Source organism: Leucobacter faecis (assembly GCF_054456695.2).
Window position 1 is genome coordinate 51,532 of the sequence record NZ_JBTJER020000011.1, and the last position, 20,621, is coordinate 72,152.

Consider the following 20,621-nt stretch of genomic DNA (forward strand, 5'->3'; position numbering starts at 1 on the left):
GGTTATGGATACATCGAGTTTTCACCGTCTCCCCGAGAGCGTGCAGCGCCTCGTCACCGATGGTCTCGACAACGAGGTACAGGGTGGGCTTGAACGCCTCGACAAGGCTAAGAAGTCAGGCACGTTCTCAGAAGAGCAGGTCAACTCGCTTGAGGGCGACATTCGTCACGCGGCTGAACTGCTCGGCCGCTTCACAACCGACTAGGTGACCTAAGACCCTTCGTTTTTCTACTCACCAGACCCCCTTGTCACGCGCTTTTTGCCCGTGATAAGGGGTTTTCTGTTACGATCCATCGCAACTGTCTTCTGATTTGCCCTGCGTGGGCTGTGCGCCCTCGCTCTGACTGAGATGAGGATCTCGTGCACGCTGTCATTCGTTTCGAGCAGGTTCCACGGCGGCCGAGACCCACCCGTTTTGTCGCTGCGGTGTTCGGTGCCTGCGCGCTTCTCGCGCTCGGCCTGTCTGGGTGTGCACCCGAAAGCGTCACGGACGCGGCCCCCGGCGATCACCCCGAAACATCAGACGGTGCGAACACGCCGGCCACATACGAGATCGGCACTGCCACGTTCGCAGTGGGCGATGTCACGTTTACCGCTGACCTCGAGTTGTGCTCGCTGTACGACGGCAACGACGCCCTGTTTGGTGGGCCCGTACACGACGACGGTGGCGAGGTGATCGGATACCTAGACGGAGATTTCACCAACAGCTCTGGCGAGCTGAACGGAGAGGCGCGCATTGATCTCGGCGCCACGAGAAAGTTACAAAGCACCGACATGTTCGTGGCGATGGGCGCGCCCATGGGCCCGATCGACGTGACCGAGTTCACCAGCGACAACTTAGCGCTCACCGCCACAGCGTGGGACGATGAAGGCGCAGACCGAGGCACAGCCACCTTAAGCGTGCGCTGCGCCTAGCCTCGCAGCTCAAACCAACCGAGCTGCGAAGCCAGGAACGCGACGCCATCCACGCGACGACGCCCGCATGCCGGGCGAAAGCTACCACGCGGGCATTACCGCACGGAATCTACCGCAGGGAATCTACCGAACGTCGATCTGGCCCGTGCGCCTGCGAATCTCGTCGGCGACCTGCTTGGCGTCGCCCTGCGGGGCGTCAGACTTACGGTCTGGGCGTGCCACAAACAGGTAAATGAACCCCAGCACCAACACCACGACAAGACCGATCAGTACGACGTGATCTGCAAAGAAATCACCCGATTCGCCCGGGGTCGCCAGCAGCACCATCGCGAAGATGCCATAAGCCAGAGCCACTACGTTGACCACGAAGCCCATGCCCCGCAGGTTGAACGGCCCCGCCGGTCGCCAGCCCTGGAACCGCTGCTTCAGGCTCGCAAACACGACCATCTGGAACGACAGGTAGATGCCGAGGATCGCAAACGACGTGACCGCCACGAGAATGCCATCGTTGACGTAAATCAGCACACAGATCAGCGCGGGCACCGTGCACGCGACGATGAGCGCGTTGGTGGGCACCTTCGTGGTCTCAGACACCTTCGACAACCAGGTGTGACCCGGCAGCATGCCGTCGCGTGCAAACGAGTACAGCAACCGGCTGGCGGCAGCCTGCAGGCTCAGCACACACGAAATGAACGCGAGCACCGCGACCACCAAGAACACCTTCGCGCCTGCCGCACCCAGCGTCGCCTCGAGGATCGCGGGGATCGGGTCGGCGACCTTACCATCGACAATATCTTGCAGGTTGGGGGCGGCAAGCACGTACCCACCAAACGAGAACAGCGCAGACACCGCGCCCACCAGAATCGTCATCATCATGGCCTTCGGAATACGGCGAGCGGGGTCAGAAACCTCCTCGGCCACGTCGCCGCACGCCTCAAACCCGTAGAACAAGAACAGGCCGGCGAGCGCAGAGCCCATGAACACCGGCAAGTACGACCCGTCGCCCGCTTTGCCCATCGTGTCGAAGAACACCGAGAAGTCGTGCACCCGCTGAAAGAGCAGCAGGTACAAGCCCAACCCAATCACGCCAATCAGCTCTGCAAACAACCCGAGACGGGCGATCCGGGCCAGCCATTTGGTGCCCGTAAAGTTGATCGCGAGCGCGAGCAGCAGCAACCCGAGTGCGGTGAGCAGCGTCGAAAGAGGCGTGAGTTCGATGCCCAGCAGGCTCGTCACGAAACCGGCGCCGAACTCGGCGACCGACGTGATCGTGACGATCAGAGCCCAAATGTAGACCCACGCTGCCATCCACGCGTAGCGCCTGCCCCAGAGCCTGCGCGCCCACGGATAAATGCCGCCGTGAATGGGAAATTGCGACACGACCTCGCCAAATACGAGCGAGACGAGCAGCTGGCCGCAGGCAACGATCACGATCCACCAGATCGAGGGCGGGCCGCCCGTTGACAGCGCGACAGCAAGCAGCGAGTAGACGCCCACGAGGGGCGAAAGATAGGTGAAGCCGAGCGCGAAGTTCGCCCACAGGCTCATTGAGCGGTCGAACTTGCCCTCATAGCCGAGAACGGCGAGGTGTTCATCATCGGCCAGATGGGCCGGTTTGGGGGTGTCAGACATGATCTTCCTTTCGGATCAGCGTTGATCCATGGGCACGCGACGTTGCGTGCTTTCGTCGAAAGCATAGTCCTTATGACGCGCGGTAGGCTCGTGTGGTGACTCGCGTACTTTTCTTTGAACCCCGGATCGCCGGCAACACCGGCAACGCCATACGCATGGCCGCGGGCAGCGGTGCCGAGCTGCACCTCGTGAGCCCGCTGTTCGACTTCGAAGACGCAAAGCTCAAGCGCGCAGGCCTCGACTACCACGACCTCGCCGTCGTCACCGTGCACGACTCCTTCGACGCCGCGCTCGAGGCGCTTGGGCCCGCGCGCATCTTCGCGTTCACAGCTCGCACTGAGCGCCGCTACACCGATGTCGCCTACGAGCCGAGCGACGTGCTGCTGTTTGGGCCAGAGCCGACCGGCCTCCCCGACGAAATTCTGCACCACCCTGCCATCACCGACTCACTGCGGGTGCCCATGGTGCCAGGTCGCCGCTCTATGAACCTCGCCAACTGCGCGGCCGTGGCCGTCTACGAGACCTGGCGCCAGCAGGGCTTTCCCGGAGCGCAGTAGGGCGGGTCGCCGGTCGCGGAGAGCCCTGCACCCACCTCGCCGCTCCAACGCAGCCGTGTTGATGACACAGCCGCCCTCACACACCTTCATGGTGGGAGCGTCACGGGCCACAAGCGTGAACGGGCCCGCATCGTTCAAGGATCGGGTGCGAAACTCGCGTACGTGCTCGTCCAGATCGGTCGCCATGCGAGAGACCTGTGAGTTCGAGGGCGAGTGGATACCGAGGGTCTTCACGAGTTTGTCCACACGGCGGGTAGAGACACCGGCGAGGTAGGCGAAGACGGTCATCATCGCGGCTGCTGAACGTTTGCGGCGTTCGAGGAGCCATTCAGGGAAATAGGTGCCCTGCCGCAGCTTAGAGATGGCGACGTCGATGGTGCCGACGCGGGTGTCGAGTGCCCGGGTTGCGGTATCCGTTACGAGAGTTCACCCCGTTAGGGGAAGGCGCACCGTATTCTGCGCCACAGATTTGATCCACCGCGTCGGAGAGGAGCGCGTTGATCCTGGTTTGCAGGAGTGCGTATCGGCGCGACCACTAGGAAGGAAATTGAACTCTAGCGGCATGGCTGCATTCCTCTGAGCTATCGGCATTGGGTACGTCTCGTTGAGCTATGTCGCGAGGTTTCTCAGTGCAGCAATACGCCTAGTGGTTCAGACTATGTACTGAAATGTTGTTGTGGTGGCGCGAGTCTGAGTGGTGAGGTGAACTGAGCGACTGGGAATTCATTACGATTGATCTGGACAACGCGACTGAACTCAGGCCTGGTGTCGGGTGTCGGGGGTGTGTGATTCCATTGGAAATGGAACTTAAAGGAAGGTCAAATTTTGGCTGAACACCGTGAAATTTACCGTGATCTAAGAAACTACCTGGCGGGACAGCAGGTCGGAGCGACCCATGATGAAGCACTTCTGCAGTTGGCGCTGAAAGCGCTACTCTGCAGCAGCTACATTCAAGCAGGACGGGTTGAAGCTTTTGGGATCATTGAATCATACAGGCGGGCTTGGCTCCTAGTTCGGGGAGACTTTCCAGACCTTTTTGGACCTGATGATGAACTTGAACTTACCGACGAGACCATTGTCGAGGTTGACAAGATGGTGTCAAGATTGAATGTCCATTCAGGCCAATATGATCCCTTTGGTGACCTTTACGAGGTGTTTGCGAACGGTACCTTTCGGGGTCAAGCAGGTCAGTTCTTTACTCCGCAAAATGCTGTGAATTTGTTGATCGATCTGGTCCAGCCGGCACGCGATGCAGTAGTTATTGATCCCGCCTGCGGCGCGGGCGGGTTCCTCGCGGCCGTTGCGCTTCGCCGAATCGAGGATGGTGTTGAGCCAACCGAAGCGACTAAAGGGCTTGTTGGTATCGACAAGGACGCTTACTTAGCCAGATTAGCTGCTGCGCGCTTAGGACTTATTTCTGCTTCTGACCCCGTAATCGTCGAAGCTGATTCAGTTGCTTGGGACGAAGCAAGGACAAAAGAGCTTCCCCTCCTCGGGACCGCGGATGTTGTTCTAACGAACCCGCCATTTGGTGCAAAGATTGTCGCAGCGAATAAGGATGTTCAAGCCGCATTCGAACTGGGCTATGTGTGGAAGATGGATAAGAAGACCCAGGAATTTGTTCAAGGCAATCGGTTGCAGGCATCACCGTCGCCACAAGTACTTTTTATTGAACGAAGCCTTAGCCTTTTGCGGCCAGGGGGAAAACTGGGAATCGTCGTTCCCGAAAGTTTGATTTCCTCGCGTGGCCATCGGTACGTCGTGGAGTATCTCCGAACCCGTGCTGAGATCGAAGCGGTCATCGGCATGCCAGAAGAGCTCTTCAAGACTTCGGGTAGCGGGGGGACTCACACTAAGACGTGTTTGGTTGTGGCACGGAAGTACGAAGCGGGAGAAGTGGGAAGACTAAGTAGCATCTTCATGGCCGAAGTTAAGAAGTGCGGGAACGACAGTCGGGGTAGAAAAGTGTTCCCTGATGAGCTGCCGACCGTGGCTGAGCGATGGGCGAAGAGGGATACGAAAAGCGGCCCGACGGACCATTTGGGGTATGAAGTCGAAATCTCGGACATCGTTGCAGGCAATCTTGCACCTCGGTATTACAATCCTGAGATCGCAGCCGAGTTGGATGCTCTTTCGAAGACTCATGATCTAGTCAAGATAGGTGATCTGATCGAAGCAGGCGCGCTCTCCACGTCAACCGGGAACGAAGTAGGAAAACAGGCGTACGGCACCGGCACAATTCCATTTGTCAGGACTTCTGACATCTCGAATTGGGAAGTGAAGCTGGATCCCAAGCATGGCGTTTCTGAGGAAACTTATGAGACTTACCGTCAGCGACAAGACGTTCAAGCCGGAGACATTCTAATGGTCCGTGACGGGACCTATTTGATCGGTACCTGTGCGATGATTACGGAATATGATACGAATATTGTCTATCAGAGTCACCTTCTGAAAATTCGCGTGCATGATCAGGGCGTGATTGATCCGTATCTGTTGCTTGCCGCGCTAAGCTCGGCTCCCGTGAAGAGACAGATCACAGCGAAGCGCGCTACCCAAGATATTATCGACACTCTGGGAGACAGATTACCAGAAATTGTTCTGCCGCTTCCTAAGTCTCCAACTAGACGAACTGAAGTGGCTAACACTGTTCGACGGGCCGTGATGGATCGTATTGAAGCTCGAGAATTGGCCCGCAAAGCGGTCCTAGATATCGTCGGATATTAGTGCGGCAGGGAACACCCGCCGCCGTTGAGAAACTAGGTGAGCACGGCGTAGTTTTCGGCAATGCGATAGAGCATCGAGCGCACCTCATCGATGCTTAGATGACCTTGGATTCGATTTCCGTCTTGTGAGATCCAGGAGACATTCTGTGCCGTGTGGCCCCGACCGAGATTGTGATCAGGGCTCCCTTTCAAGGGGTTCATATGGCCCACTTGAAAAGATGAGCGACCATGATCCGCATCGAGCATTTCTGCTTCAAATTCGGTCCACTTCAAATGATCAAGAGTGATGGGACACCGTTGCGGTTCGCGATCCGGCTGAGCCAGATTGGTCTCGAGTAAATAGTCTCGAAGGTTGGTCGGGAGTCCGCTCAAATGACAGAGCTGAGCGACAAGGACCCGTTCAATCCGCATACAATCTCCACGGAACGCAAAATGTACGGATTCTGGATGGACTTCCCAGCGAAGTTCACGGTTAGTCTTATGGGAGCCAGTAAGTACCCGATCGGTCTTGTATGTTTTGACACGAAGTTTTGCGTAGGCTTTCTCGAAAGTTCCATGTGCTGGATTTGTTTGACGATCAAGCAAGGCACTTCGTTGTTCGACAAGATCATATCCAAGCTTGGACTCCAAAAGCACAATGTTGTCGGCGGCATGAAGTCGGGGAATAAAGCGCTCGCGATAGTCAATCGGAAGACCATCCTGTATGCGATTTGCTTTCGCCAGCTGTTCCAGAACGGCACGGCCTCCCTCAAGGGCCATGAATTCCACGATGAGTTGTGCAGAATACTCTAAGATTTGCATGCACTCTTCGGGGGAAGCGAACCGGGGATCACTCTCGCCAAGTACTGGAGTCCACCGGACGTGATACCAGGTTGTGGTTATGTCTTGGGTCACAAATTCGCCGAACAACGCAAAGCGGACAAGGCACTTCTGGACGTATTTCTCCGCTTGACGAGAAAGCAGCGAGAGGTGAGTGAGTGTAGGCGCCAGCTGTTTAAACTCATCATCTAGGAGCAAACGTTCTGTGACCCGATTCAAATTGAATGAGACCTTGCGTTCCTTCCCAGAAGGATCGACGCGGAAATCGACTTTCGCCGCCAATTCACAAATATCTCGAACGCCCATTATTCACCCTTCAAGTTCAAGCAGAACTATCAGTATGCCTGATTCAAGGAGGCCGAAGGATTCTTTACAGTTCATTACTTAATTAGTGCCTGTAGTGGTGCCCCGTAGAGTGGTGTAACGGGCCCGGACAAACCAGTCCCGCTGAAAGACCAGCGTGGCCACCGGGGAACCCTTCGAGGAAACCTTCACATCCCACTCGAAAGGATCACACCGGTGACCACTCCCTCTATTGTCGACCCTGCCACCCTGCTGGCCCAAGCCCTGGGCGACGCGTCGCCAGATTTGATGCGCACTGGCGCCAGCAGGGCTTTCCCGGAGCGTAGTAGGGCGGGTCGCAGGTCGTCAGCCGGCGGTCGTCAGGTTGCCGGTCGTGACGAGTCGGCATCGAAACGACGAGTCGGCATGGTAAAAGCGTATTTTCGATGCCGTCTCGATATTTCGATACCGTCTCGTCGATACGGCAGCAAGTACGGCGACAAACACCGCCCACGAATCACAAAACCCCCGGGTCTAAGACCCGGGGGTGATATGTGGCGGATGCGAGATTCGAACTCACGTAGCTTGCGCGGCTGATTTACAGTCAGCTCCCTTTGGCCGCTCGGGCAATCCGCCTTTGTTCATGCGAACACGAACAAGAATAGACACTACCGGCTCGCATCCAAGAACGGAAATCGAGCGCGCCTCGGCGTGGCACACTGGCTTCATGAGCACCCCACGCCCCCAAAGCACCACCGACCAGGCGCAGCTGCCCGCAGGCCTTACCCTGCGCACGGTCACGAGCTTCGACGACCTCAGCGCGCGCACATTCCACGCGATCGCCCGCCTTCGCCAAGAGGTATTTGTGCTCGAGCAGAACTGCGTCTACCTCGACCTCGACGGCCGCGACACCGAGCCCGACACTGTGCAAATGTGGCTCGAGGAGCCGGCGGGCGAGGTCGCAAGCTCGGTGCGCGTGCTGTGCGAGCACCGAGACGAACCCGGCCTCGTGAGCATCGGTCGCGTCGTCACCGCGCCCGCCTGGCGCGGGCGGGGTGCGGCGGCCGCTCTCATGCGGGCCGCGGTGGCACGCTGCGGCGAGGCACCGATCCGGATCCATGCGCAGGCCCACCTCACCGCCTGGTACGCGCAGTTTGGGTTTCGCCCCGTGGGTGACGTGTTCTTGGAAGATGATATTCCGCATCAAGCAATGCGGATCAGATAGCCGCTGCTAGTCGAGCCCGGGCACCGGCACGGCGACGCCGTGACGGTGCGCGCGGGCCGACACTGCCTGTTCGCGCACGAGCGCGAGTAGCTCGACGGGGCCCGCCATGGTCACGGGCTCGGCCCACATTGAGACGCGGTCACGCCCGCCAAACCATTCGGCGGTGCGCACCGCGTCGCCGCCGATGAGCCGCAGGCGCCTTGCAGCGCCAAGCCCCGACGCCGCGACGCGCTCGAGCCAATCGTCGTCACGCTCAAGCGACACCTCGATGCCGAGCTTCTCGAGAAACTCGGCGAATTCCTGAGGCAGCACCTCTCCCGTCGAAATCGTCACGTCGGCCCGCACCAAAAGCGCCGCCGCGGTCACGCGCGCGAGTTCGACAATGGGTGCCCCCTCGGCGAGCCGAATCTGCGTGTCAACGGGGTGATAGCGCAACAGGTTGCGTTCGATGCCGAGGCCCGCGACGTCGCGATCGGGCGCGAACGTCGTGCGCCAGGTGAGCGAGTCGGCGAGGGCTGCACGGCGCAGCTCATCGAAATCGGTGTACGACATCGCGGGCTGCAGCACCTCGATGAGAGCCTTCACCTCTGGCTCGAGGCCGCGCAGATGCAGCGTGCTGCTGGGGGTTCCCTGTCGCAGCCGCCACGATCCCAGCGTCACGAGGCGGTTCGGGCCCGCGGCGAGCGCTGCGGTGCCCAGCGCTGCATCGTTCCATGCACCCACGGGTTGCCGCTCGACGCGCACGTCGCTCGTGGGCCGGTTCAGTGCGAGCGTCGCGGCTTCGGCACTGCCCTGCCACTGCTCGATCTCTCCCGCGGCGGTCGCCTGCAGGCCCGCGACCGCGCCTGTGCCGCTGTCATTTTGATGCCGGATCGCTTCTGTCAGCGTGTGCGCATGGGTGACGCTGATCACGGGCAGCCCCGGCAGCGCGTCAGCCGTTTGAGTCGCGGTGCGCTCGGCGTCGAGCCCGCGAGCGCCGAGACCGGTGCGCCCCGCACTGAGGCTGGCGCCGATACTGGTGGCGAGGCCTGCCAGGCGCACGCCTGGGCGCCACAGCTGGCCGCGTTCGTCGAGCTGCAGCGGTGGGAGTGCCCAAAGGTGTCCGCGGCCCGGCTCGGTGAGTGCGCGCAGCTGCGCGGGGGTGGCCGGCGCTGGCAGCGGACCCACTTCGATCGCGATTGGGCACACCTCGATCTGGGCATCGATTCCGAGCGTCGGCGCCGTGCTGCGCGACGGGGTCGCATCGCGCTCATACGCTCGGTCGTTACTCGGCTCTGCGCCGGGTGAGACGCCGGTGTCGCCGATGCGCAGGGCTGCGACAGCGTCGGTGAGCGCCGCCGTGAACCGGCGCACGCGCCCCACGCTGCCCACCACGATCACATTGTTTGCCCGGGCGAGCGGGGAGCCTTTGAATGCCGAGCTGACCACGTCTTCGACCGCGCTCGCCAGCTCGGCTGTTGGCGACACGATAATGCTGCCGCGTGCGAGAAATCTGCCGTCGATGCTGAGGTCTGGGCGGCGACGTGCGACCGCACGCGCGATGGTGCGATCGCCCAGCACGATCGCGCGGTCCACGTCGTGCGTAATCGCGAGGTCGATCGCGTGGTCGTTGCCGACGCCGACCTCGGCCTCACCTGCGTCGCTCACGGTGACGCTAGGTTCGGCAGCGTCGACCCTAGCAGTGGCTGTGATTTCAGCCCCAGGATCCGTTCCGACCTCAGCTTCAGCAGCCAAATCTCGCACGGTGAGCGTCACGCTCCCCACCGGAAGCCCCGCCGCCGCCCACTCTTCAACGAGCGCCCGAGCCGCCCCCGCGAGCGCGGCGGGCGCACACCACAGCACGCCACTGCCCGCTCCCAGCGCGGCGAGCACGGCCTCGGCGTGCGCGGCAAGCCCCGCCCACGCATCGCCGGCGACGAGCGTGAGGTCACCCGGGGTGAATGTTGCTCCGCGTACGGCGGAGAGCCCCTCAGCTAGCTGCCCGGTGTAGCGTGCCGCATCGACGATGCGGCCGACCTCGGCGTCAATTTCGGGCACGGGCGCGCCCGTCTCGGCAACGAGTGTGCGCAGCAGTCGATCGCGCGCCGCTACGGCGCCGAGCGCGAGCCTGCGCAGGTGGATCGCTCGCTGACCGTGCCCGAGGGCACGCCACCGCGCTGAGCAGGCCAGCACCGACGTGCTCGGCGCCGACACGGCATGATCCTGCGCTCCGGGCGCAGGGGCGTTGGGAGCAACGGGCACACCGCGTTCGGGTGATTCGGCATGATCCGGATCGAACGCAGCAGCCGCGCCGCCCAGCTGCCGGGCCGCGGGTGCTGCCGTAGAGACGTCGTCACGGGCGAGCGCGACGAGCCTGCGCGCCCAGTCGCGGTTCTCGGTGAGCGAGGCGTCGGTGTCGGGCTCGTTCGCGAACCCCGTCTCTGACACGAATGGAATCGCACGGTTTGGTGCGACCTCAGTGAGTTCGACCTCGCCGGTTTCACCGCGGGTGAGCCCGAGCACCGCGGCGGTGAGCCCGCCGGTATCGAAGCGTGCGGGCTCGTCGGGGGCGCGGTAGAACAGCGCGCTGTCGAGCTCCGTCGGATCCCACTCGCGGCTGCGTGACTGGGTGCGGTGTGTCGACGCGGGGCCCTGGCCGGCGAGCGCCGCGGCCGCGCGAAGTACGCGTGCGGCCTCAGCTGCGTCACCAGGCCGAGTCGCGGTCTCGAGTGCGAGCGGCACGAGCAACTCGATCGCGCCGTCGTACTCGCGGGGGCGCACGACCGGCAGGCAGACCCGCACCTCTGGCAGCTCACCCACCAGCTGGGCCGCGAGCCCATCGGCCACGCCCGCCCGCAGCCTGATCGAATACAAGTGGCTCGCGCCGAGCTTGTGCGCGGCCGCCACGGTCGCTGCGACGATGAGTGGCTCTTCGGTGGCAATGACCGGCCGCAACGCGGCTGCACGTCCGGGGTGCAGCGCTAACTCTATGAGGTTCAAGACCTGTGCGGTGAGCGTCGGTTCGTCTTCGATCACGGGCACGGGCAACCCCGCGCGCACCGCTTCAATGCGTTCTCGCGCCGCCACGCCGCCGACACCGATCACGGCTTCGACGGGAGCCCCGCCGTCGGCTACGCGGCGCAGCGCCCAGCGGCTCACACGGCTGTAGAGCTCGCGCGACTCGGGCAGCTCGGCGAGAAATGCGGCCCCCACCTGCACCCGGTCAAGCTCTTGATCGGCGAGCGCGAGTTCAAGGATCTCGGGCACGAGCCGCGCCCAGCGCACGCTTGTCGGTTCGACGAGCACCGTCGTGTAGTGCTCGGCCGCGGCATCGAGCACGGGGCGCAGCGTGTGGGCGGCCTGGGCAACGTCTGCGTCTGCGCTCCAGTCGCTGCCACCCGGCACGAGTCTCGCCGGGTCGACGATCAAGTGTGTGACGCCGGGAGCTTTGGCGAAGGTCACCAGCCGTTCGACTTCACGGGCGACGCCAGCGGGGCCGAGCACGCGCTCCCCAATCGGGCGCACCACCGGCATGGTGCCAGACTCGGTGTGGCGGCGCAGCGCCTCGGTGAGCGTCGCCTGCGACTTCGACGACAGCACGATGTGCGACAGTCGGTCGCGCAGCCAGCGCTTGGCGACGGGCATCACGGCCCAGGGCAGACCGAGCGATACTTTGCCGCTCGCCTGTAATAGCAGCCGGTCTGGCGTCCGCATCGACGTAGGTGCCTCATGTGCGAGCTGTTTGAGTTCGAGCGCCGCCGACACGGCGTCTGCGTCGCCGAGCACGAGTTCGAGCAGGCGCCTCGTGAACTCGGCCGACGCGGGGTCGGCGCCAATGCCATGCAGGAGGCCAGTTTCGACGCCGCCCCACTCGGCCGCCCGCGCTTGGGCGCCAGCCACAAGATCGTCCCAGAACGGTTCGGCAGGAATCGAGACTGGGGGCATATGCCCACTGTATGACGCGCAGCCGCAAACCCGCTTGAGGCGCGCGTCGTTCCGAGCGCCCTCGCTAGGGGAACTACAAAATATGCGGGGGTAATTCTGCTTATGAACCAACCTAAAGCAGAATTACCCCCGCATATTTGCGCGAAGCTGGGCGAAGCTGGGCGAAACTACGAGAAACTACGCAAGCAACGCGCGGTCGTCGAGCTGCGCACCCTTAATCTTTGCGAACTCGGCGAGCAGCAGTGGCACGGTGAGCGCCTTCTTCTGCTCGGCCGACGCCTCAAACACAATGCGCCCCTCGTGCATCATGATGAGGCGATTACCGAGACGAATCGCCTGCTCCATGTTGTGCGTCACCATGAGCGTGGTGAGCCCGCCCGCCGTCACGATGCGGTCGGTGAGCTCGGTGACGAGCGCCGCGCGCTGCGGGTCGAGCGCCGCCGTATGCTCGTCGAGCAGCAGAATGCGCGGGTGCGTAAACCCGGCCATCAGCAGCGACAGCGCCTGCCGCTGACCGCCCGACAGCAGCCCCACCTTGGCGGTGAGCCGGTTCTCAAGCCCGAGCTCGAGCGTGGCGAGCTCCTCGGCAAACCGCTCGCGCAGCGGCTTCGACAGCGCAGGCCCCAGCCCCCGGCTCTTGCCGCGGCGCACCGCGAGTGCCAGGTTCTGCTCGATCGTCAGCTCGGGCGCTGTGCCCGCCATCGGATCCTGAAACACCCGCCCAATAAACTTCGCGCGCTGGTGCTCGCTGAGCCTATTAACCCGCGTGCCATCGATCTCGATCGTGCCCGCGTCGACCGAGTACCGCCCCGAAATCGCGTTCAAGAGCGTCGACTTACCAGCGCCATTCGACCCGATAACGGTGACGAAATCTTTCTCCTCGAGCTTCAAGTCGAGGCCCGCGAGCGCGCGCCGCTCGTTGATCGTGCCCGGAAAAAACGTCTTCTCAATGTGATCAATGTTGAGCATGTCTCTACCTCTCGCTCGCACGATCGGGGGCGGCGGCAGGTGCTGCCGCAGCTTCCTGGGCCGTAAGTGCCGGATCCGGAGCTGCAGTCGCAGCCTGGGCCGTGCCGTTCTCAAACACGACACTGCCGCCGCGCCTGCCGAGCTTGGGGAGCTTGCGCAAGAAGCCCCAGCGCGGCAGCAGCAGCGCCGCCACCACGAGCACCGCGGTGACGAGCTTCATGTCGTTGGGGTCGAGCCCACCGCGCAGCGCGAAGAAGATGATGAGGCGGTAGAGCACCGCGCCCAGCACGACGGCGAGCGTCGCGACCCAGATGAAGCGCTGGCCGAAGATGGCCTGGCCGAGGATCACCGAGGCGAGGCCGACGAGAATCAGGCCGACGCCCATGCTGATGTCCGAGAAGCCCTGGTACTGGGCGACGAGCGCGCCGCAGCCGCTCACGAGCGCGTTCGACAGCGCCAGCGTAAGAATCTTGGTGCCGTCGGTGCTGACGCCGAAGCTGCGAATCATCGGGCCGTTGTCGCCGGTGGCCTGGATCGCGAGGCCCAGGTTCGTCGACAGGAACCAGTCGACGACGAGCTTGAGCACGAGCACGCCCGCCGCGATGATCGCGACGCCGCCCCAGGTGCCGAGTAGTCCAGCGTCGCGCAGCGGCGTGAACACGGTGTCGGCGCGCAAAAGCGGCAGGTTTGCGGCGACCGCGGAGTTCTCTTTCACCGTGCCCATGATGCGCAGGTTGATCGACCACAGGGCGATCATCGTGAGAATACCGGCGAGCAGACCGTCGATCTTGCCCTTCGTGTGCAACAGGCCCGTGACGGCGCCCGCTACAAGCCCCACCGCGGCACCCGCGAGCGTAGCGAGCACGGGGCTCTGGCCGGCCGTGATGAGCGCGGCGGCCGTTGCCGCGCCGGTCGTAAAGCTACCGTCGACCGTGAGGTCTGGAAAGTTGAGCACCCTGAAGGTGAGATAGACGCCGAGCGCCATCACTCCATAGATGAGGCCTAGTTCAAGCGCACCGATCATGCGTGTATGTGTTCCTTGCGTTCATTCGCGTTACTGCTGTGGGCTGATGGCCCCAGCTTAGCTTTTGCATGCTGCCGCCCGTCAGCGGGTTGCGCGCCCGTCATTCCGCGGGAACGGCACCCTCCCCGTCATTCTGCGGGAGCGGCACCCTCCCCGTCATTCTGCGGGAGCGAAGCGAGTCGCAGAATCCAGCGTGGATCCTGCGACTCCTTCGTCGCGCAGGATGACGGAGGGTGTGTCGCTGCTAAGCGTCGGGGTTACTCGACGATCGTGGCCTTGTCGAGAATCTCCTTGGGGATCTCGACGCCCATGCGCTCCGCAGCGGCCGGGTTCACGACGTAGCTGAGCTCGCTCGGGGTCTCGACCGGCGTGGTTGCCGGGTCTGCGCCCTCGAGCACGCGAATCGCCATCTCGCCGGTCTGCTTGCCGAGCTTCGTGTAGTCGATGCCGTAGGTCGCGACCGCGCCGCCCTCGACGGTGCCGGGCTCAGCGCCAATCACGGGCGTCTTCGTCTTCTCTGCCACCTGCACGAGCGAAGCGATACCGTTCACGACCATGTTGTCGGTGGGCACGTAGATCGCGTCGACGTCACCGAGTGCCTCGGTCGCCTGCGCAATGTCGTTTGCCGTGGTGACCGTCTTCGTGACGATCTTCAGGTCGAGCTCCTTCGCGACCTCTTCGGCCGCCTTCACCTGCACTTCAGAGTTCACCTCGCCCGAGGCGTACACAATGCCCACGGTCTTGGCGTCGGGGTTGAGCTCTTTCACGAGCTCGAGCTGAATTTTGAGCGCGTCGGCGGGCACCGCGTCGACCGTGCCGGTGACGTTGGCGCCGGGCTTCTCGTTTGAGTCAACGAGCTCTGCAGCAACCGCGTCGGTGACGGCGGTAAAGAGCACCGGCTTGTCGAGGATCGCCTGCGCGGCAGCCTGCGCGGCAGGCGTTGCCACGGCAAGCACGAGGTCTGCGTCAGACGAAGCAAAACTCTGCGCGATCGTGACCGCGGTCGACTGCTCACCGTTGGCGTTCTGCAGGTCGAAGTTGACCGTCTCGCCCTCGACATAGCCCGCGTCAATGAACGCCTGCTTGAAGCCCTCGGTTGCCGCGTCAAGCGCGGGGTGCGGTGCGAGCTGGCTAATGCCAATGTTGACCGTCTCGACGGCGTTGCCGCCGGCGTCTCCCTTGGAGTCGGCGGGGGCCGACGAGCAGGCGGTCAGTGTGAGGGCTGCAGCCGCGGCGATACCCGCGAAGGCAAGCGCGCGGCGGCGAAACGAGGTCTGGCGCATGTGCTATCGAATCCTTACGATGCTGGCCGCGGCTGCTGTGCCGCGGCGATACGGGAAAACGGCGCAGCAATACGCCGTTTCCAGCATCGTAACTGGCGCGCGACCGTTTCACCCAAACGTGTGGCGGTTCGTGACCGAGCTGTTGCGGTTACGCCGCCCCGCCAAACTCGCCCGTCGACACAATGATCGCGCGCGCGAGCACCGCGTCACGCATCATGAACCCGAGCACGGCAGGAGTCGCCTGCGGGTCAATGTCGATGTGCGCCACGTCGAGCGCGTGCACCACAAACCAGTAGTGGTGCACCCCCGTGTGCTCAGGCGGGCCTGCCCCGGTGAACGCCGGCTCGCGCATCTCGTTGGGCATCGTGATCGCCCCTTCAGGCAAGAGCTCGATGGCGCCCGCGGCGCCCGCACCCGCCGACAACTCGGTGACGCTCGCCGGAATGTTCGCGACGGCCCAGTGCCAAAAGCCCGATCCCGTGGGAGCGTCGGGGTCGTACGCCGTGACCACGAAGCTCTTCGTCTCGGCCGGAAATCCCGACCACATCAGGTGCGGTGAGCGGTTCGCCCCGCCCGCGTAGTCGGCGTATACCTCGGCCGGCAGCGGTTCACCGTCTTGAATGTCGTCGCTTGTCAGCGTAAACCCGGGCACCTGCCGCATACCCGCGTAGGGGTTCAAGGCGCCGCGCCCCAGTGTCTCGTGTGCCATATTCGTTCCTCTCTCGTTATACTCATGAGCCTAGGCTTCGGCGCAATTTAGCGCCAGACAGGGGCAACATGGCTGGCACCACCGGATCAGAGCGCGCACGCGCGACCCTCGCGTACCTGCGCCGCAAGATCACCACCGGTGAGTGGGAGGTCGGCAGCCGGATCCCGATCGAGCCAGAGCTCGCTGAGCAGACCGGCGTGGGTCGCTCGACCGTGCGTGAGGCGGTGCGGTCGCTGGCGTCGGTGGGCATGCTCGAGACGCTGCCGGGCCGCGGAACGTTCGTGCGCTCGGCCGCGCCCACGAGCGCGCTGCTCAACGAGTTCTTGAGCGACTTTTCACTCGAGGAAATTTTGAGCTATCGGCGCGCCCTCGAGATTGAGGCTGCCCAGCAGGCGTCGATTCACCGCACCGACGAAGACGTGCTGGCGCTCGAGCAGGCCGCCGCTGATGAGATCGGTTGCACCAGGTGCCCCGTGCTCGGCTTTGCGGGCGGCGAAGACAACGCCTTCGACAGCAAGTTTCACCGTCTCGTGTTTGACTCGGCCAAGAATCGACTGCTCTCGTCGCTGTATGCGGGCATCAACGATCAGCTGCGCACGCCCGAGCACCGCGGCCGCCTCGCGAATGTCGCCACCGGCGCCGAGATGGAGCGCGACCACGCCCGAGTACTCGACGCGATTCGTCGCCGCGATTTTATCGACGCGGTGCACGCGATGGTCGATCACGTCGACCACGACGTCGTGATCGTCAACGACCAACACGAAGTGGTGCCGCCCCTCACCCGTACGCCCGAGCAGCAGCAGCGCATCGAAGACGCGTGGGAAGCACAAGAAGCACAAGAAGCACAAGAAGCACAAGAAGCACAAGAAGCACAGCAATCGCAGGGGCAAGAGAAGGCGTAACCCCAGCGATCTCTTCCCTTGAGCCACCCGCGCTCGATAACATGCAGTCATGTACCGCTGCGATCCGTGTGATCCCGAGGCGCCTGTCGCGCTGACGCCGCTGGGCCGCGCGCTAGGCACGTGGCACGAGGGAGCCGCAGTGTTTCGTGGCATTCCCTACGCGGTCGCGCCGGTGGGGCCGCTCAGGTTCGCGGCCCCCATGCCGCGCGGGCCGTGGGCGGGCATTCTCGATGCGACCGCGTTTGGGCCGACCCCGCAGCGCGGCGAATCGGGCATGACCCTCATCCCCGAGCACTCGATCGCGGGCGGCGACACCCTCAGCGTCAACGTGTGGACCCCGGCCCCCGATCCGGCCGCGAAACTGCCCGTGGTCGTGTGGATTCACGGCGGCGGATTCATCTCGGGCTCCCCGGCGAGCCCCTGGTATGACGGCACCGCGTTCGCGCGCGACGGGGTCGTGCTCGTCACGCTGTCATACCGGCTCGGGTTCACCGGCTTCGGCTGGATCCCCGGCGCGACGCCCAACCGTGGCGTGCTGGACTGGGTCGCCGCCCTCGAGTGGGTGCAGCAGAATATCGCCGCGTTTGGCGGCGATCCCGGGCGCGTGACCATCGCGGGCCAGTCGGCGGGCGGCGGCGCGGTGCTCACTCTGCTGGGGGTGCCCGCGGCGCGCGGCCTATTTCACGGCGGCTATGCCATGAGCGCGGCGATCGCTGACCCCTCGGTCAATGCCGCTCTCGAGCGCACACGGCGGCTCGCGAAGCTCGCTGGCGTGACTCCGGATCGCCGCGGGTTTGCGTCGTTATCTGAGGCGCGCGTCCTAGAACTGCAGCCCCACATCACCTCACCCTCGGCGCCGCGGCTCGTGCGCGAGATTCACGGGCTCTTGCGCGACGGTCTGATGCTCGGGCCCGTCGCCGACGGCAGCACCGTCACCTGCCCGGTCGACGTGGCCGTCGCGCAGGGTCCGAGCGCTGCGGTGCCGCTCGTGCTCGGCACCGCCGACGGCGAGCTGCTGGGGCTGTTCAAACCAGGCACCGTGTTCGACCGGGTGCCACGTCGGGCCGCGCTGCGGGCGCTCGGCGCGTCGGCGCTCGTGGCCGACAGGTGGCTGGCCGGGCCGCTCGCGCAGTCGACGGCGAGCACCGTGGTATTGCTTGGCCGTTACGCCACCGACTCGGTGTTTCGTACGTGGGTGCCGCGCATCGCCGCCGCCCGCACCGCCCGCGCCGAGGCCGGTGCGACGTGGAGCTACCGTTTTGCCTGGCACGCAGACGAGCCGCCGCAGGCGGGGCACTGCATCGACGTGCCCTTCGTGTTCGACCGGCTCGACGCACAGGGTGTTACACGTGTAGCGGGCGAACACCCGCCCGAGCAGCTCGCACGAGCGGTGCACGGCGCACTCGTGCGCTTCGCACAGCGTGGCGATCCCGGCTGGGCGCACGATGTCGGCGGGCAGGGCCCAAGCCGCGTGTTCGACGTGCCCGTGCGTGACATGCCCGACGCCTATGCGGGAGCGCGCGCCCTGATGCCCGCCGCGGTCGAGGCTTAGCCTTCGCCGACCGCTGGCCGCTGGCCCCGACCCCTGTGTATAAAATATGCGCGACCAATTCCGCTTAATACTCATCCATAAGCAGAAGTAGTCGCGCATATTTTTCGTTCCCGCCGCGGTCGAGGCTTAGCCCGCATCGAGGTGGGCCAAGAGCGCCGCCCGCACGAACTCAGCCCCCGCCGTGCCACCGTAGTTCGCGGCGAAGCGTTCGTCTTGTACGTACATGTCGGCGAGCCCTCGCACGTAGCCCTCAAAGTCGGCCGGGGTGCCGGGCACGCTGCGCAGCCAGTCGAGGTGGCGGGTTGCAAGCGCGCGGGCCACCGCAGAGTCTGGCGACGCACCCTCACGAGCAAGTGCCGACCAGTCGGTGTTCAACGCGTGCACGCGATCCTGCATTGATTCTTGCTCGTCGGTCGTTTGGGATTCCCACCAGCTTGCGCTCCGGGCGTAGGCGTCGGCGCCCCAGCGCCGCTCGACCTCGTCGCGGTGCTGCGTGTGATCGAAGCCGTCAAAGATGTTCTCGGTCATGATGGTGTGTTCCTGTTCTGTATGCGCTGATGTTGCCTCGCCTGCGGGGGCGAGCGCCACGATCGTGCGCTCGACGGAGGCGATTTGGGCGGCGACGCGAGCGGCCTCGGCCTGCAGCAGCGTGAGGTGCGTGCGCAGGATCCGCGCCTCTGCAACAGGGCCCGCGCCGCCCGCGTCTTGCGCGTTGAGCACCTCACCGATGGCGCCGAGGCCGAGCCCGAGCTCGCGCAGCAGCAGCACCCGCTGCAGCCTGACGAGGGCGCGGTCGTCGTAGTAACGGTAGCCGTTGGCGCCGATGTGGCTGGGCGTCACGAGGCCGAGCTGGTCGTAGTGGCGCAGGGTGCGCGCGGTGGTGCCGGCGGCCTTTGCGACCTGCTGGATGGTGTGCTGCATAGTGCGTCTCTCGTGTTGGGTTGGTGGTGGGTTGGTGTTGGCGCGTTGTTGGCGGCCGCATTCTCACTCTAAAAGTTGACGTTACGTTAATGTCAAGCCCTCACTCCCTGTCCATTCGCTGCACGGTGAAACTACTTGGTCCTTGTTGCGGTTTTGGGCCCGAGAAACCACAACAAGGACCAATTACTTTGGCTGCCTTCTCGACCGCTCAGCGAAGCCAGGCTCTGTGGCGCGTACGATGGTCGGGTGAGCCACCCCAAGATCTTGCTGTACTACGTGTTTGCCCCCGTCGCCGACCCCGAGTCGGTCATGCTGTGGCAGCGTGAGCTGTGCGAGTCACTCGGACTGCGTGGCCGCATCATCATCTCGAAGCACGGCATTAACGGCACCGTCGGCGGCGAGATTGATGCATGCAAGCAGTACCTCAAGCGCACCCGCGAATTCAGCGCGTTTAAGGGCCTCGAGGTGAAGTGGAGCGACGGCACCGGGTTTGACCCGGTCGCACCTGAAACCATGAAGGGTATCGACCGCACTGTGCCGTGGCGGCGCATCAGCGATTTTCCGAAGCTCAGCGTCAAGGTGCGTGACGAGCTTGTCGCGTTTGGTATCGCCGACGAAACGGTTGTCGACGCAGACGGAGTCGTCGGTGGCGGCCAGCACCTGTCGCCCCAGGCGGTCAACGAACTCGTGGCCGATCGCGGCGACGAGGTTGTGTTTTTTGACGGCCGCAACGCATGGGAGGCCGAGGTCGGTAAGTTCAAGGGCGCGATTGTGCCCGACGTCACCACCACGCACGATTTCATCACCCAGATCGAATCGGGCGCCTACGACGACCTCAAGAACAAGCCCGTCGTCACGTACTGCACGGGCGGAATTCGCTGCGAGATTCTGTCGGCCGCAATGATCAAGCGCGGTTTTGGCGAGGTGTACCAAATCGACGGCGGCATCGTAAAATACGGCGAGGCCTACGGCAACGACGGCCTCTGGGAGGGCTCGCTCGCCGTGTTCGATGGCCGCGAGGCCACCGACTTCGCGCCGGGCGCCGCCGTGCTCGGCAGCTGCTTTGTGTGCGGCACCGCCACGAACCGGCTCGATAACTGCGCCGACCAGACGTGTCGCGTGCGCGTCGTCGCGTGCGCAGCCCACGCGGGCTCGGCCTGCCCCGAGCACGCGGCCGCGTAACC

The 20,621-nt window shown here is 63.8% G+C and carries 16 protein-coding genes, 1 tRNA gene and 1 pseudogene; 8 read left to right on the forward strand and 10 right to left on the reverse strand.

The genetic code is table 11. The features are described from left to right. The first annotated feature begins 4 nt into the window (after positions 1-4). The gene (locus tag ACXR2W_RS11735; protein WP_458815874.1) at positions 5-205 is read left to right on the forward strand and encodes a hypothetical protein; all 201 of its coding nucleotides are present in this window, start codon (positions 5-7) and stop codon (positions 203-205) included. Positions 206-360: 155 nt separating this feature from the next. Beyond that, entirely contained in the window at positions 361-915 is a 555-nt protein-coding gene (locus ACXR2W_RS11740) for a hypothetical protein (protein ID WP_458815872.1), read from the forward strand. A gap of 123 nt (positions 916-1,038) precedes the next feature. Here ACXR2W_RS11740 and ACXR2W_RS11745 read toward each other — a convergent pair whose 3' ends face one another. Beyond that, the gene (locus tag ACXR2W_RS11745) at positions 1,039-2,547 is read right to left on the reverse strand and encodes an APC family permease (protein WP_458815870.1); all 1,509 of its coding nucleotides are present in this window, start codon (positions 2,545-2,547) and stop codon (positions 1,039-1,041) included. A 95-nt stretch (positions 2,548-2,642) separates the two neighbouring features. Between ACXR2W_RS11745 and ACXR2W_RS11750 the strand changes: the two genes are divergently transcribed. Further along, positions 2,643-3,104 (forward strand): tRNA (cytidine(34)-2'-O)-methyltransferase, encoded by a 462-nt coding sequence (locus ACXR2W_RS11750; protein ID WP_458815868.1) that lies wholly within the window; start codon positions 2,643-2,645, stop codon positions 3,102-3,104. Here the strand turns inward: ACXR2W_RS11750 and ACXR2W_RS11755 are convergent. Beyond that, a pseudogene (locus tag ACXR2W_RS11755) lies at positions 3,084-3,624 on the reverse strand (transposase); the annotation flags it as partial. The gene ACXR2W_RS11750 and the pseudogene ACXR2W_RS11755 sit on opposite strands and share 21 nt — an antisense overlap. 305 nt (positions 3,625-3,929) lie before the next feature. On the opposite strand from ACXR2W_RS11755, the gene ACXR2W_RS11760 reads away from it, so the two are divergent. Next, positions 3,930-5,828, forward strand: a complete 1,899-nt coding sequence (locus ACXR2W_RS11760; protein ID WP_458815866.1) for an N-6 DNA methylase — start codon at positions 3,930-3,932, stop codon at positions 5,826-5,828. 32 nt (positions 5,829-5,860) lie between these two features. Here ACXR2W_RS11760 and ACXR2W_RS11765 read toward each other — a convergent pair whose 3' ends face one another. Both ACXR2W_RS11765 and ACXR2W_RS11770 read right to left on the reverse strand, forming a co-directional pair. Beyond that, the gene (locus tag ACXR2W_RS11765; protein WP_458815864.1) at positions 5,861-6,952 is read right to left on the reverse strand and encodes a hypothetical protein; all 1,092 of its coding nucleotides are present in this window, start codon (positions 6,950-6,952) and stop codon (positions 5,861-5,863) included. A gap of 531 nt (positions 6,953-7,483) precedes the next feature. Continuing rightward, a tRNA-Tyr gene (locus tag ACXR2W_RS11770) sits at positions 7,484-7,564 on the reverse strand. A gap of 91 nt (positions 7,565-7,655) precedes the next feature. Here ACXR2W_RS11770 and ACXR2W_RS11775 point away from each other — a divergent pair. Continuing rightward, the gene (locus ACXR2W_RS11775) at positions 7,656-8,153 is read left to right on the forward strand and encodes a GNAT family N-acetyltransferase (RefSeq protein WP_458815862.1); all 498 of its coding nucleotides are present in this window, start codon (positions 7,656-7,658) and stop codon (positions 8,151-8,153) included. Between the two features lie 6 nt (positions 8,154-8,159). On the opposite strand, the gene ACXR2W_RS11780 is transcribed toward ACXR2W_RS11775, so the two are convergent. From ACXR2W_RS11780 to ACXR2W_RS11800, 5 genes are all read right to left on the reverse strand, one after another. Further along, complete coding sequence (locus tag ACXR2W_RS11780) at positions 8,160-12,077, reverse strand: proline dehydrogenase family protein (protein ID WP_458815860.1); 3,918 nt, start codon at positions 12,075-12,077, stop codon at positions 8,160-8,162. Positions 12,078-12,254: 177 nt separating this feature from the next. Continuing rightward, a complete protein-coding gene (locus ACXR2W_RS11785) occupies positions 12,255-13,046 on the reverse strand; it encodes an ABC transporter ATP-binding protein (RefSeq protein WP_458815858.1) in 792 nt (263 codons plus the stop codon). Between the two features lie 4 nt (positions 13,047-13,050). Further along, positions 13,051-14,070, reverse strand: coding sequence for an ABC transporter permease (locus ACXR2W_RS11790; protein WP_458815856.1), 1,020 nt, complete (start codon positions 14,068-14,070; stop codon positions 13,051-13,053). Between the two features lie 257 nt (positions 14,071-14,327). After that, a complete protein-coding gene (locus ACXR2W_RS11795; protein WP_458815854.1) occupies positions 14,328-15,353 on the reverse strand; it encodes an ABC transporter substrate-binding protein in 1,026 nt (341 codons plus the stop codon). 148 nt (positions 15,354-15,501) lie between these two features. Continuing rightward, a complete protein-coding gene (locus ACXR2W_RS11800; protein WP_458815852.1) occupies positions 15,502-16,062 on the reverse strand; it encodes a YbhB/YbcL family Raf kinase inhibitor-like protein in 561 nt (186 codons plus the stop codon). Positions 16,063-16,130: 68 nt separating this feature from the next. Between ACXR2W_RS11800 and ACXR2W_RS11805 the strand changes: the two genes are divergently transcribed. Further along, on the forward strand, positions 16,131-16,964 hold the full coding sequence (locus ACXR2W_RS11805; protein ID WP_458815850.1) for a FadR/GntR family transcriptional regulator: 834 nt from the start codon (positions 16,131-16,133) through the stop codon (positions 16,962-16,964). Positions 16,965-17,013: 49 nt separating this feature from the next. Then, a complete protein-coding gene (locus tag ACXR2W_RS11810) occupies positions 17,014-18,516 on the forward strand; it encodes a carboxylesterase/lipase family protein (RefSeq protein ID WP_458815848.1) in 1,503 nt (500 codons plus the stop codon). A gap of 126 nt (positions 18,517-18,642) precedes the next feature. Here ACXR2W_RS11810 and ACXR2W_RS11815 read toward each other — a convergent pair whose 3' ends face one another. Continuing rightward, a complete protein-coding gene (locus ACXR2W_RS11815; protein ID WP_458815846.1) occupies positions 18,643-19,437 on the reverse strand; it encodes a MerR family transcriptional regulator in 795 nt (264 codons plus the stop codon). Positions 19,438-19,683: 246 nt separating this feature from the next. Here ACXR2W_RS11815 and ACXR2W_RS11820 point away from each other — a divergent pair, with 246 nt between their 5' ends. Continuing rightward, complete coding sequence (locus ACXR2W_RS11820; RefSeq protein WP_458815844.1) at positions 19,684-20,619, forward strand: tRNA uridine(34) hydroxylase; 936 nt, start codon at positions 19,684-19,686, stop codon at positions 20,617-20,619. The last annotated feature ends 2 nt before the right edge of the window (positions 20,620-20,621 follow it).